Origin of the sequence: Methylocaldum szegediense (assembly GCF_949769195.1) — a bacterium.
In the GTDB taxonomy this organism is placed as follows: Bacteria; Pseudomonadota; Gammaproteobacteria; order Methylococcales; family Methylococcaceae; genus Methylocaldum; species Methylocaldum szegediense.
Window position 1 is genome coordinate 1,281,295 of record NZ_OX458333.1, and the last position, 13,803, is coordinate 1,295,097.

The 13,803-nt window shown below is 56.0% G+C and carries 11 protein-coding genes and 1 other RNA gene; 10 read left to right on the top strand and 2 right to left on the bottom strand.

Annotation, left to right across the window (positions count from 1 at the left end; genetic code table 11):
- Positions 1–150 precede the first annotated feature (150 nt).
- On the bottom strand, positions 151–828 hold the full coding sequence (locus QEN43_RS05375) for a VPLPA-CTERM sorting domain-containing protein (RefSeq protein ID WP_026609009.1): 678 nt from the start codon (positions 826–828) through the stop codon (positions 151–153).
- Positions 829–1,399: 571 nt separating this feature from the next.
- Between QEN43_RS05375 and QEN43_RS05380 the strand changes: the two genes are divergently transcribed.
- The 4 genes from QEN43_RS05380 (at position 1,400) to QEN43_RS05395 (ending at position 6,734) form a co-directional block, all read left to right on the top strand.
- Positions 1,400–2,821 carry a form I ribulose bisphosphate carboxylase large subunit gene (locus QEN43_RS05380; RefSeq protein WP_026609010.1) on the top strand — a complete coding sequence of 474 codons (1,422 nt, stop codon included), beginning with the start codon at positions 1,400–1,402 and terminating at the stop codon, positions 2,819–2,821.
- Between the two features lie 115 nt (positions 2,822–2,936).
- Positions 2,937–3,296, top strand: a complete 360-nt coding sequence (locus QEN43_RS05385; RefSeq protein WP_026609011.1) for a ribulose bisphosphate carboxylase small subunit — start codon at positions 2,937–2,939, stop codon at positions 3,294–3,296.
- A gap of 152 nt (positions 3,297–3,448) precedes the next feature.
- Positions 3,449–4,249 (top strand): CbbQ/NirQ/NorQ/GpvN family protein, encoded by an 801-nt coding sequence (locus tag QEN43_RS05390; RefSeq protein ID WP_026609012.1) that lies wholly within the window; start codon positions 3,449–3,451, stop codon positions 4,247–4,249.
- Positions 4,250–4,388: 139 nt separating this feature from the next.
- Entirely contained in the window at positions 4,389–6,734 is a 2,346-nt protein-coding gene (locus QEN43_RS05395; RefSeq protein WP_317963791.1) for a nitric oxide reductase activation protein NorD, read from the top strand.
- Between the two features lie 65 nt (positions 6,735–6,799).
- On the opposite strand, the gene rnpB is transcribed toward QEN43_RS05395, so the two are convergent.
- An RNA gene (rnpB, locus tag QEN43_RS05400) (RNase P RNA component class A) lies at positions 6,800–7,167 on the bottom strand.
- 624 nt (positions 7,168–7,791) lie between these two features.
- Between rnpB and QEN43_RS05405 the strand changes: the two genes are divergently transcribed.
- The 6 genes from QEN43_RS05405 to nqrF are packed head-to-tail and all read left to right on the top strand — an operon-like array spanning position 7,792 to position 13,779.
- Entirely contained in the window at positions 7,792–9,150 is a 1,359-nt protein-coding gene (locus QEN43_RS05405) for a Na(+)-translocating NADH-quinone reductase subunit A (protein ID WP_026609021.1), read from the top strand.
- Positions 9,150–10,355: an NADH:ubiquinone reductase (Na(+)-transporting) subunit B gene (locus QEN43_RS05410; protein WP_026609022.1), complete on the top strand. Its 1,206-nt coding sequence runs from the start codon at positions 9,150–9,152 to the stop codon at positions 10,353–10,355. The genes QEN43_RS05405 and QEN43_RS05410 overlap by 1 nt, the downstream gene beginning before the upstream one ends.
- Positions 10,348–11,262, top strand: coding sequence for a Na(+)-translocating NADH-quinone reductase subunit C (locus QEN43_RS05415; RefSeq protein ID WP_051331399.1), 915 nt, complete (start codon positions 10,348–10,350; stop codon positions 11,260–11,262). Before QEN43_RS05410 ends, QEN43_RS05415 begins: the two co-directional genes overlap by 8 nt.
- A gap of 4 nt (positions 11,263–11,266) precedes the next feature.
- Positions 11,267–11,932: an NADH:ubiquinone reductase (Na(+)-transporting) subunit D gene (locus QEN43_RS05420; RefSeq protein ID WP_026609024.1), complete on the top strand. Its 666-nt coding sequence runs from the start codon at positions 11,267–11,269 to the stop codon at positions 11,930–11,932.
- Positions 11,932–12,540: an NADH:ubiquinone reductase (Na(+)-transporting) subunit E gene (gene nqrE / locus QEN43_RS05425; protein WP_026609025.1), complete on the top strand. Its 609-nt coding sequence runs from the start codon at positions 11,932–11,934 to the stop codon at positions 12,538–12,540. Before QEN43_RS05420 ends, nqrE begins: the two co-directional genes overlap by 1 nt.
- A gap of 18 nt (positions 12,541–12,558) precedes the next feature.
- A complete protein-coding gene (nqrF, locus tag QEN43_RS05430) occupies positions 12,559–13,779 on the top strand; it encodes an NADH:ubiquinone reductase (Na(+)-transporting) subunit F (protein ID WP_026609026.1) in 1,221 nt (406 codons plus the stop codon).
- Positions 13,780–13,803: the final 24 nt, after the last annotated feature.

Sequence of the window (13,803 nt, forward strand, 5' to 3'; positions counted from 1 at the left end):
CGATGAGCCGAGGAAGGGCATGGCAAGCGGACCCCGTTCATTGCAGGGTCACCGCGCCGCAAGCGAGATCAACCAATCGTCGTTCGACTAAGCCTGCCGAAAGTCGGCTCAGAGACATCGCAAGGGCAAACCGGAATCACGAGCCTTTTCCTAAAGATTTCGCGATCGTCTCGAGACCAGTCCTAAGCCGGCGATGGCCGAGCCGAACAGCCAGACCGCGCCGGGAACCGGAACGGGGGTCGGCGCTACTTCTGGGCCGTCGCCGCCGCCGAAATAACCGCTTGTGATCGTTTTGCCATTGGTCTTCCCGGCACCCGAGAAATCCGCTACGTGAGCCGCATACCAGGCATTTCCTTCCCCAGCGGTTCCACTGGAGGGTCCATGATAGGAGTCGGGCGTATCTCCGTTAATGCCGGTGATGCTGAAGGTCAGCGGGTCCTGGCGATCGTTTCCTGGTCCGCTCACGACCACATCGAATCTGCCGAAACCGTTTAACCGTCGATTGAAATCGACCGTCCAGCCGTTAGGCAGATTGCTGATGTTGCTGGACGAAAGGTTGGATACGCCATTGTCGACTACATTGAATCCGAATGCCTGGATGCCGAAGTTGGACAGCTCATGACCAGCGAAAGGCCCGCCCGAATCGTTCAGCGCGTCGACAGTAAAGGTAATATCATCGCCCGATGCCTGGGTTGTCACGGTCAGATAGTTCTTACCGTCGGTAAAGGGCGGTTGATTGATATTCGTTTGATCCAGGAAAAAGGAAGCTGCCTCGGATTGGCTCGTCACAACCAATGCCGCTCCCAAATAAAGCGGTGCGAGTCTCATGATTCCCTCCTTGAAAGTCAGTTCTGCGAATTCGGTCAGATACAGACCGGATCTATCCGCACTACCCCTAATCCCGGTTCCGAGCGGGATCCCGTAAAAATGTTGACGCGGATGGATTGTAAGAGTTCCGAACTGTGAGCAAAGGCTTACGTTCCGTCTCACAGTTGCAACGGATTTCTTCGAAGCATTGAGAGAGCGGGAAGTCGGCTTTAACGGCTGTGGTTCACATTCTGCGGGAAAAGGTGACTGAACGAAGGCGAAGCGATTGAGCGTTGCATGCGGTTCGAAACCACAGCCGATTCGCGTTTGAGGCGGGCAAATCTTCCTTGGAGCGTCTAAAGTTCTTGGCTTATTCTATCCGGCGAGCACACGACATTCCTTTGTGTCGGGGTTCCAAACCCGGATTACTTAATATAAGTAAGCCTTATAACGTTAATCATAACAACTGAATTTTTTTTATGAATGGAACAGCTTATAGTTCCGAGTTGTGAAAGGACAACACGATTCCGCGGTCCAAGTAGGACCAGAGAATATTCCTGAGAATAATCCACAGATGTGGTAGGAGGTAGATATGGCTGTAAAGACCTATAACGCGGGCGTAAAAGAATACCGCGAGACCTATTGGATGCCGGATTACACCCCCAAGGACACCGATATCCTGGCTGTCTTTAAGGTTACGCCCCAGCCTGGCGTGCCTCGCGAGGAAGCGGCAGCGGCGGTCGCTGCGGAATCGTCCACCGGCACCTGGACTACGGTTTGGACCGATCTCTTGACCGACCTTGACTATTACAAGGGACGCGCCTACCGCATCGAAGACGTTCCGGGCAGCGATGAACAGTTCTACGCTTTCGTTGCCTATCCGATTGACCTGTTCGAGGAAGGATCGGTCGTCAATGTTTTCACGTCTCTGGTCGGCAACGTGTTCGGCTTTAAGGCGATCCGTGGACTGCGTCTGGAGGACGTGCGCTTCCCGATCGCTTATGTGATGACCTGCGGCGGTCCGCCTCACGGTATCCAGGTCGAGCGTGACATCCTGAACAAGTACGGCCGTCCGCTCTTGGGCTGCACCATCAAGCCGAAGCTGGGCCTGTCCGCGAAAAATTACGGCCGCGCGGTTTACGAGTGCTTGCGCGGCGGTCTGGATTTCACTAAGGACGACGAGAATGTGAACAGCCAGCCGTTCATGCGCTGGAAGCAACGCTTCGACTTCGTCATGGAGGCTGTTCATAAGGCGGAACGTGAAACCGGCGAACGAAAGGGGCATTACCTGAACGTGACCGCTCCGACTCCGGAAGAGATGTATAAGCGCGCGGAGTATGCCAAGGAGATCGGGGCGCCGATCATCATGCACGATTACATTACGGGAGGATTCTGCGCCAATACCGGCCTTGCCAACTGGTGCCGCGAAAACGGCGTTCTCCTGCATATCCACCGTGCGATGCACGCCGTGATCGACCGCAACCCGAACCACGGTATTCATTTCCGAGTGCTCGCTAAGATCCTGAGACTGTCAGGCGGCGATCATCTGCACACCGGTACCGTTGTCGGCAAGCTGGAGGGCGATCGGGCCGCCACCTTAGGTTGGATCGATTTGCTCCGCGAGCGTTACATCAAGGAGGACCGCAGCCGCGGTATTTTCTTCGATCAGGATTGGGGCGCCATGCCGGGCGTTTTCGCGGTCGCTTCGGGCGGTATCCATGTTTGGCATATGCCGGCGCTGTTGTCGATTTTCGGTGATGATGCCGTGTTCCAATTCGGCGGTGGCACCCTTGGCCATCCGTGGGGCAACGCAGCGGGCGCAGCAGCCAATCGCGTCGCGCTAGAAGCTTGCGTCGAAGCCCGTAACGAAGGCCGCCAACTCGAAAGAGAAGGAAAAGAGATTTTGATGTCTGCCGCGAAGAACAGCCCGGAGCTCAAGGCCGCGTTGGAAACCTGGAAGGAAATCAAGTTCGAGTTCGACACGGTCGATAAGCTCGATGTGGCGCACAAGTGATCGCCCGCATCCGTTGGAAGCGATACTGTCGACGAGCTGAACGGCGCTAGAAAGCGGTCCCCTCCAAGCGGGAGGGGATCTCACAAGTGGTCAATAAACGAGGATTGAAACAACCATGAGCGAGATCCAAGATTACAAATCCAGCCTGGGTGATGTTTCGAGCCGGAAATTCGAAACGTTTTCCTATTTGCCGCCGATGGATGCCGCCAAGATTAGGAAGCAGGTGGAATATATCGTCAGTAACGGTTGGAATCCGGCTATCGAGCACACGGAACCGGAAAACGCCTTCGATCACTACTGGTACATGTGGAAACTGCCGATGTTCGGCGAAACCGATGTGGACCGCATACTGGCTGAAGCAGAAGCTTGCCATAAGGCGCATCCCAACCATCATGTGCGACTGATCGGTTACGACAACTACAAGCAGTCGCAAGGTACCGCCATGGTGATTTATCGGGGCCCGATCAAAGCCTAGGCTCCACCGGCCTGGCTTTGAAAGCCCCGCTCTGTGCACCAGGCCGGGGCTTTTTTGTGGACGAGCGATCGCCGGGATTCAAGGGTCGAGACGTGGACTCAAACACGCGACTCGTTCAACCAGACGTCCCACCCCGGGAAGAGAGTTAAGCAATGACGAGTGCGGATCAATATTTGATCAAAGAACAACCATATTACCGCCCGGTCGGCAATGAAATCGAGTTGTTCGAAGCCGCCTACGCTGCGCGGATGCCGGTCATGCTGAAAGGTCCGACCGGCTGCGGCAAGACCCGCTTTATCGAGTTCATGGCCTGGAAGCTGAAGCGTCCGTTGATTACGGTCGCTTGCAACGAAGATATGACGGCCTCGGACCTGGTCGGGCGGTTCCTACTCGACGTCACTGGCACGCGCTGGCAGGATGGGCCTTTGACCACAGCGGCCCGGATCGGCGCGATTTGTTACCTCGACGAGGTGGTCGAAGCGCGTCAAGACACGACAGTAGTCATACATCCCCTGACCGATCATCGCAGGACCTTGCCCCTCGACAAGAAAGGCGAGTTGGTGCATGCCCATCCCGATTTTCAGTTGGTGATTTCCTACAATCCGGGTTACCAGAATCTTCTCAAGGATTTGAAGCAATCTACCAAGCAACGCTTCGGCGCCTTGGATTTCAATTACCCGAACACTGAAGTGGAAACCGAGGTGATCATCCATGAAACCGGCGTCGATGCGAAAGTCGCCGAAAAGCTGGTACAGATCGCCCACCGCGCACGCAATCTCAAGGGGCATGGTTTGGACGAGGGAATTTCGACGCGTCTCCTGGTGTACGCAGGACAGCTCATTGCCAAGGGTGTCGAACCGAGGGCGGCATGCCAGATGACCTTGGTGCGTCCTCTGACCGACGATCCGGACATGCGGGATACCTTAGACGCAGCGGTCGCGACCTTTTTCTAACGAAGGCGGAGTTGCGTTGGTCGATACGGTTTGACGCCATGAATCCTACCGATGCAGGGTCGACTACCTTTGTCGAGGTAGGGCCCGCGCCAAACCGGGAACATGCGCCCACCGCCGTGCACTACCTGAATAACGAGCCATGAGTGTCAATTTGGAGGACTATCGCGAGCACCTGGAGCGGATCGAGCCACATATCAAAGACACGCTGGAAGCCAGCTTCCATGAAGCGGCTAGGGTCATGTCGCCGAGCGGTTTGCGTCAGTATATCGAGGGCGCTCGCGCGCTTTCTGAACTCGGGCGCGGGTCGGAACTAGTCCTTTCCTATATTCAAGAAATGCCTCTGGTTGCCAAGGAGGTGGGCGACGAAATCATTCCTGATGTGGTCACCTCGGTGATGAAGCTCGCCTCCATGGTCAGCGGAGGCGTGATCGCTGCACTGTTCGACAGCCTGCCCACGGCAGCCCGGAGGCTGGGCGACGCCGACTTGGTACGCCAATATCTGGCCTTGGTGCATCAGCTTTCGGCGAAAGCGCCGCGCGGCTTGCGCCCCATGCTTCAGCACGTGGACCAACTCTTCGACAAGTTGACCCTGGGCGGACTACGCCGCTGGGCGCTCTGGGGGGCTCAGGCGCACGGGCGCGATTTCGAAAGCCAGGTCAAATATTTCGGACTCGAAACGCCGGACAGTCTAGCGGTGCTGCAGAAGGAGCGCCGCGGCACGCTGTTCGTCGATACCCAACGCAAGCTGAATTTCTATTTGCGTGCCTTGTGGGGCCGCGATTTCCGTTTGCGTCCGACGGCCGGCGATTATGAAACACGCCAAGGACTCAAGCCGTTCATCGAGTTTCCGGTCATCTACTTGCCAGATGCTTACGACGATCACCGAGGTGTTTCGGGGAAGGAGATGTATCGTGCGGCCAGTGCCCATGCCGCGGCGCATCTGGTCTATAGCCGCAACGCGATCTCGGCCGAAGGGCTGAATCCGGTGCACATGTTCCTGATCGGTCTGATCGAGGATGCCCGTGTCGAACAGCAGGCCATCCGGGAGTTTCCCGGGTTGAAACAGCTCTGGCTTCCGTTGCACGCGGCCGGCGTGGACAGCTTGGAACCTCGAGATCCGGTCGTATCGTTCCTGGAGCGACTCGCCCGCGCATTGCTCGATAAGGAGTTCGAAACGGGCGATCCGCTGATCCGAGAGACCGTGTCGGCCTTCTCGGAGGCGTTTTCGGTTCGTCCCCACGACACCCAGCTCAGTTGGGATTTGGGCGTCACGCTGTACAACCAAATCAAGGATCGAATGGCTATCCCGTCGCTGAGAGTCCTGGAGGAAATCGATATCCCATATCGGGATGACAACCGTTTTATCTGGTCATTCGCCGAGCGCTTGTGGGAACAGGCGGACTACGTACCGGCCAGCGAGCGTCAGGTGCGTAGGAAGGTTTCGGTGATGGAAATGGTCAACGAGGTCGACTGCGAGTTGGTGGGGGACGACGCCCAAGAGATCTGGACCTTGGAGACGCCGTTCTATCTGGATCAGGAAGGCTGCACCATCAACGAACTGGAAGGCAAGGAGCCGGTCAGTGACCCCTATCATTACCCCGAATGGGATTACCAAGCGCAATTGCACCGGCCTAATTGGGCGACTGTGCTGGAAAAGCGGCAACCGAAGGGCGAGCGAGAGCTAATCGACCGAATCCTGGTCGAATACAAACCGGTCGCGAGTCGCCTCAAGCATATCATCGACGCTTTGCAGCCGCGTGGTTTACTGCGCCAAAGGCGGCAGGAAGAGGGCGATGATATCGACCTCGACGCCGCCATTCGTGCCATGATCGATATTCGCATGGGCGAGATGCCGGACCCGCGTATCAACATCCGGTATCTTCGTAAGACGCGGGATTTGGCAGTGCTAGTGTTGCTCGATCTTTCGGAGTCGACCAACGAGATTCTGCCGGGATCGGATCGGCCCGTCATTCAGCTCGCGCGGGAGGCGACGACCTTGCTGGCTTGGGCTATCGACGGCATCGGGGATCCCTTTGCCATACACGGGTTCGCTTCGGACGGACGGCACGATGTGCAGTATTTCCGCTTCAAGGACTTCGACCAGCCTTTCGACGATCAGGCGAAGGCACGATTGGCGGGCATGCAGGGAGCGCTTTCGACGCGGATGGGAGCGGCGTTACGCCACGCGGGACGGTTTCTGTTACGTCAGCCACAGCAAAAAAAGCTGCTGTTGTTGGTATCGGACGGCGAGCCGGCGGACATCGACGAGCGCGATCCGCAGTATCTTAGATTCGATACCAAGAAAGCGGTGGAGGAACTCTCGACCGTTGGCGTAATCAGCTATTGCCTCACGCTGGATCCCGAAGCGGATGAGTATGTGTCTAGAATCTTCGGACCCAACCGCTATACCGTATTGGATCACGTGCAGCGGTTACCGGAGCGTTTGCCAATGCTATTTGCCAGTTTGACCGGTCAGCCTCGGTAAGAGAACACTGATTCCAGATGCGGGATCGATGCGGAGGAAGAGGGCAGAGATCCGAGCAGAGACATCGTGGGAGTCGGCCGATAAGCCGGGTTCAGTCGTGGACAGTCATTCATCTAGGACGCGCGTCACCGCGCGTCTCGAGCGACCTACCCGGGAGCCGTGCGGGCCACACGTTAGGGGTTACCCCCAATGCTCCCCTATTTGGTCTTGCTCCAGGCGGGGTTTACCCTGCCACTTCCGTTACCGGAAGCGCGGTGCGCTCTTACCGCACCTTTTCACCCTTACCGCAGTCCGGAGACCACGGCGGTATATTTTCTGTGGCACTTTCCGTAGGCTTGCGCCTCCCAGGCGTTACCTGGCGCCTTGCCCTATGGAGCCCGGACTTTCCTCTCCCCGCGTCCAAAACGCGGGCAGCGACTGTCTAGCCAACTCCCGATCATATTGTATTAAAAGCACGGTCCGCTAGCCAGTGAGCGAAAGGTTACACCTTCACTTTTTGAGTGGCAAAAAACGGGTGTTTATTGATTTAAGTCAAAACGATAAGGATGGGCTGCGCTAGTATTTCGATCACCTGAGAACGCTAAGTTGATTTACCTCCAACTCCTCTTTGGTCGACCAACTGATGCAGCTTTCTCCGGGTTAGCAACATTGCGTTTTAAGACCTCTTTATCCTCTGGGATGTTGTTCGGGGCCGAAGCTTTGCAAAGGCCCCTCTTTTTTATGCAGTTTTTTTGAAACACACCTGTAACCAAAATTACGCCATTCGACGCTGTTTTTCCTTCCCGTTCAAAAACTCTGTGCGTTGAGCCACTCAGGTATTTGTGTTCTAATACGAACGATTTACCTACGTCTTAGGGAAACGCCGAGCATATATCTCGCTGCGCATAGCTTTCGATTTGAGGCGCGAAGTTACAAACTCGTGAACTCTCTCGGCGCGCCTTAAGCCGAAACGAAACATCTTAGCACTCCCTCTCCGAATTTTCTTCGAGCCCATTGCAGGAATGCGAGAGGGATTGGTTTGGCCGTTAATTTGTGCGATCCACAGGCGTATATCCATATGCTAATCAGAATAAAGAAAGGCTTGAATCTGCCGATCACTGGGGAGCCCGAGCAAACGATACACAACGACGGCAACGTCGTTAAATCCGTAGCGCTACTGGGGTTGGATTATGTCGGGTTGAAGCCCTCGATGCACGTTTCGGAGGGCGATCGGGTCAGGCTGGGTGACACGCTGTTTTCGGATAAGCAGTATCCCAAAGTGTTGTTCACTTCGCCCGGCTGCGGAGTGGTCAAGGCGATCAATCGCGGCGCCAAACGTGTACTTCAATCCGTGGTCATCGAATTGGACGGCGATGACAGTGTTCAATTTCAGTCCTATGAACAATCGGAACTCGCCAATCTGACCACGGAGCAGGTCAAAGAGAACCTGCTGGCTTCTGGCTTGTGGACATCGCTCAGAACCCGCCCCTATAGCAAGGTTCCGAATCCCGACACGACGCCGCACTCGATTTTTGTGACGGCGATCGACACCAATCCTCTGGCGGCACGGCCGGAGGTCATCATCCAAGAGCGGGTTCAGGATTTCAAGAACGGCTTGACTGTCATTTCCAAGCTCACCGAAGGAAAGATCTATGTCTGCACCAGCCCGAATTCATCCTTGCCTTCCGGTGAAGGCGGCAGGTTCGAGATTTCCGAGTTCGAGGGACCGCATCCCGCTGGTCTTGTAGGCACCCATATTCATTTTCTCGATCCGGTAAGCGCCACGAAAACGGTGTGGCATCTGGATTATCAATCTGTGATCGCGATTGGTAGCCTGTTCACCACCGGCCAACTGAACGTAGAGCGTGTGATCTCTCTCGCCGGACCCATGGTCAAGCGTCCGCGGCTGATTCGCACCCGGCTCGGAGCTAACCTGAGCGATCTGGTACAGGACGAACTCGTACCGGACAAGGAAGTAAGGGTCATCTCGGGTTCCGTGCTCAGTGGCCAAAAAGCCGAAGGCTGGTCGGATTATCTCGGGCGCTATCACAATCAAGTCAGCGTCATCGAGGAAGGGCGGCAAAGAGATTTCATGGGCTGGGTCGTTCCGGACCGAGGCAAGTACTCCTTCTTGAACGTGCTCTTGTCGAGCCTCCCCAAAGAACGGGGGCGCAAGTTCCCCTTCACGAGCGCCAAATACGGCAGTGCCAGAGCGATCGTGCCGGTCGGCGTTTACGAAGATGTCGTGCCGCTGGACATTTTGCCGACACAGTTGCTGCGCTCGCTGGTAGTAGGTGATACCGACATGGCGCAGGCTCTAGGGTGTCTTGAGCTGGACGAAGAAGACCTGTCGCTGTGCACCTTCGTCGATCCCGGCAAGCACGACTTCGGTCCGGTGCTTCGCAAGAATCTTACCCAAATTGAGAAGGAAGGCTAATGTCTCGTACTAGGCAATTCTTAGACAAGATACATCCGTACTTCGCGCCCGGCGGTCGGCTGGAGAAGCTCTATCCCATCTACGAGATGGTCGATACGTTTCTCTACAGTCCATCGGACGTAACCAGCGGGGCAGTTCATGTCCGCGACGCGGTCGATCTGAAGCGGGTCATGACATACGTTTGGATCGCGGCTCTGCCATGTTTGCTGATGGCACTGGTAAACACCGGTTATCAGGCCAACGCGGCCATGGAGAGCATGGGGTTGACGTCAATCCCCGGTTGGCGCGGCGCGATCATGGACATATTCGGGTACAACCCGTACAACCCGATTTCCGTTTTGATCCACGGGGCCTTGTACTTCTTTCCAATCTACATCGTGACGATCGTCGTCGGCGGCTTGTGGGAAGTCTTGTTCGCCGTCGTCCGTAAGCACGATGTCAACGAAGGCTTCTTCGTAACGTCCATTCTCTATGCCTTGACACTTCCACCCAATACGCCTTTGTGGCAGGTGGCGATCGGGATTTCGTTCGGTGTCGTGATCGGTAAGGAAATTTTCGGCGGTACCGGCAAGAATTTCTTGAACCCGGCTCTCACCGGGCGCGCATTCTTGTACTTTGCCTATCCGGCATCGATGTCGGGCGACGCGGTATGGACCGCGGTGGATGGATTCACCGGCGCTACGGCTCTAGGCCTGGGTGCGATAGGAGGGCTCGAGGAGATCAAGGCGGCGGGTATTTCCTGGTGGCAGACTTTCATCGGTTTCGAACAGGGCTCGCTGGGTGAAACTTCGACCTTGGCCTGTTTAATCGGTGCCGCCTTCTTGATCTACACCCGCATCGCCTCATGGCGGATCATGGCCGGCGTTCTGGTCGGGATGATCGCGACATCCACCCTGCTCAACATCATCGGCAGCGATTCCAATGCCATGTTCGGACTGCCTTGGTACTGGCATTTAACTCTGGGCGGTTTCGCCTTCGGAACCGTGTACATGGCTACCGATCCAGTCAGTGCGGCGCAAACCAACGTCGGGCGGTGGATTTTCGGCATTTTGATCGGCTTCATGACCGTGCTGATCCGTGTCGTCAACCCGGCTTTCCCGGAAGGCATCATGTTGGCCATCTTGTTCGCCAATGTGTTCGCGCCGCTGATCGACTACGCCGTAATTAAAGCGAATATCACTAGAAGGGTTAGACGCCATGCCTAATTCAGCAAATCCCAACACGGCGGGGACGCAGGTGTCCGATAAAATCGCCGTCTACATAGAGAAAGCGAACGAGTACGCGCAGAAAGTCCTGGCGCTGCCGAACGACAGTTTCCAGAAAACGGTTGCGATCGCGTTGGCCTTGTGCCTGGTCGGAGCGGTCCTCGTATCGGGTTCTGCCGTTGCGCTCAAGCCGCTGCAGGAAACCAATAAGTCCAAGGACGAAAGAGTCAATATTCTCGAGGTCGCCGGTCTGTTGGAAGAAGGAACCAACGTCGAGGAGGCTTTCAAGAATATCGAGCCGAAGATTGTCGATCTGGCGACCGGCGAGTACGTCGATTCGATCGACCCGAAAACCTTCGATCAGCGCAAGGCGGCCAAGGATCCGGCCATGAGCGAAGCCATTCCTCCGGAGAAGGATATCGCCAATATCAAGCGCAAGCCCAAGTACGCCAAGGTTTACTTGGTTAAGGAAGACGGCCAATTGAAGTCCATTATCTTGCCGGTGAGCGGCTACGGACTCTGGTCGACCATGTATGGTTTCATCGCGCTCGAAGCCGACGCGCAGACGGTGATCGGCCTCAATTTGTACGACCAGGCGGAAACGCCCGGCCTGGGTGGCGAGGTGGTTAATCCGAAATGGAAGGCGCTCTGGAAGGGCAAGAAGGTTTACAACTTTACGGGTAAGGAATTGCTCGAAGAGAACGGAAAAAAGATCGAAGTCGGTGAAGTCGCATTAGGCCTGGTCAAGGGCACCGTCGATCCGTCCAAGCCAGGTTCGGAATACCAAGTGGACGCACTGGCAGGCGCGACGCTCACGAGCCGCGGCGTCAGCAACTTGATCAGCTATTGGATGGGCAAGGATGGCTTCGGACTTTACCTGGCAAAGCTTAGGTCTCAGAGGGGTTAAGCCGATGAACTTTAATGAAGAGCACAAAAAGGTTCTTGTCGAACCGTTAGTCGATAACAACCCCATCACCCTTCAGGTGTTAGGGATTTGTTCCGCTTTGGCGGTGACATCGCAGCTGTCGACCGCGCTGATCATGAGCCTCGCGTTGACCTCGGTCACCGCCTGCTCGAGTGCCGGCATCGCATTCATCCGCAATCATATTCCGAGCAGCATTCGCATCATCGTGCAGATGGTGATCATCGCCTCGTTGGTGATCGTGGTGGATCAGATCCTCAAGGCGTTCGCTTACGAGATCAGCAAGAAGCTGTCGGTGTTCGTGGGCCTGATCATCACCAACTGCATCGTCATGGGCCGCGCGGAAGCCTATGCGATGAAAAACCCGCCGTGGGAAAGTTTTCTCGACGGGGTAGGAAACGGTCTCGGCTACAGCCTGATCCTGATTACCGTCGCTACCGTCCGCGAGTTGTTCGGTTCCGGCAAACTGCTGGGGATCGAGGTGCTGCCGCTTCTCAAAGACGGCGGCTGGTACGTCCCGAACGGCTTGCTGCTGCTCCCGCCGAGTGCCTTCTTCCTGATCGGACTGCTGATCTGGGCGGTGCGCACCTGGAAACCGCAACAGGTTGAAAAGGCTGATTTCGCCATTATGCCGGCTCACGGGGAGGCACACTGATGGAAGCCTACATCAATCTGTTCATCAAGTCGGTTTTCATCGAGAACATGGCGCTCGCCTTTTTCTTGGGGATGTGCACGTTTATCGCCGTCTCCAAGAAAATCGAAACCGCAGTCGGTCTCGGCATCGCCGTTACCATCGTTCAGACGCTCACGGTTCCGGCCAACAATCTCATCTATTCCTATCTGCTGAAAGAGGGCGCACTCTCCTGGGCGGGTCTGGAAAACGTCGACTTAAGCTTCATCGCTTTGATGGCGTGTATCGGCGTGATCGCGGCGATCGTGCAGATCCTCGAAATGGTGCTCGATCGCTTTTTTCCGGCGCTTTATAACGCGCTCGGTATTTTCCTGCCGCTCATCACGGTGAACTGCGCCATCCTCGCCGGCAGTCTGTTCATGATCGAACGCGACTACAACTTCACCGAGAGCGTGGTTTACGGCGTTGGCAGCGGCTTCGGCTGGGCCCTTGCAATCACCGCCATGGCGGGCGTGCGCGAAAAGCTGAAATACAGCGACGTGCCGCCGGGGCTCCGTGGTCTGGGTATTACTTTCATCACGGCCGGTTTGATGGCGATGGGTTTTATGGCCTTTTCGGGCATTCAACTGTGAGGGGCAGGGTATAAGACAATGTTGGAAATCATCCTAGGCGTATTGTTTTTTACCCTGATCGTCATCGCCCTGGTCTTCGTGATCCTCGGCGCGAAATCGAAACTGGTCGCGTCCGGCAACGTCGATATCGTCATCAACGGTGAGAGGACCGTCAGTGTTCCCATCGGCGGCAAGCTGCTGACTGCGTTGGCCGACAACAATCTGTTCGTGTCGTCGGCTTGCGGCGGTGGCGGGACCTGTGCCCAGTGCCGGGTGAAAGTGTTCGAAGGTGGCGGTGACATTCTGCCGACCGAGCTTTCGCACATCACCAAGCGTGAGGCTGCGGAGGGAGACCGTCTGGCTTGCCAGGTCACGGTCAAGCAGAACATGAAGATCCAGGTTCCGGACGAAGTCTTTGGTGTGAAGAAGTGGGTGGCCACTGTCCGTTCGAACCGCAACGTGGCAAGCTTCATCAAGGAATTGGTGCTGGAATTGCCAAAAGGCGAGCACATCGATTTCCGCGCCGGCGGCTACATTCAGATCGAGTGTCCGCCGTACCATGTCAAATTCACGGACTTCGATATCGACGAGCGTTTCCGTGACGAATGGGACCGGTACAACCTGTGGCAGTACGAGTCTATCGTCAAGACACCGGCTGTTCGTGCCTATTCCATGGCGAATTACCCGGAAGAGAACGAGATCATCATGCTCAACGTGCGTATCGCTACGCCGCCGCCGGGAACCAAGGGTATTCCGCCGGGTGTGATGTCGTCCTATATCTTCAGCCTGAAACCAGGCGACAAGGTGACCGTTTCCGGGCCGTTCGGCGAGTTCTTCGCCCGTGACACCGACAACGAAATGGTCTTTGTCGGCGGCGGTGCCGGTATGGCCCCGATGCGCTCACACATTTTCGACCAGCTTCTAAGGTTGAAGACCAAACGGAAGATGACCTTCTGGTACGGTGCTCGCAGCTTGCGGGAAGCGTTCTATGTGGACGAGTTCAACAAGCTTCAGGAAGAGTATCCGAACTTCAAATGGTATCTCGCTCTTTCCGAACCGAAACCGGAGGACAATTGGACCGGGTACGTCGGCTTCATCCACAGCGTTCTGTACGAGAACTACCTGAAGAACCACCCGGCACCCGAAGATTGTGAATACTATCTTTGCGGACCGCCTATGATGAACACCGCCGTAATCAAGATGCTGGAAGATATTGGCGTCGAGAGGGAAAACATCATGCTGGACGATTTCGGCGGTTAATTCATTCGCTGTTCTCGGAAAGAG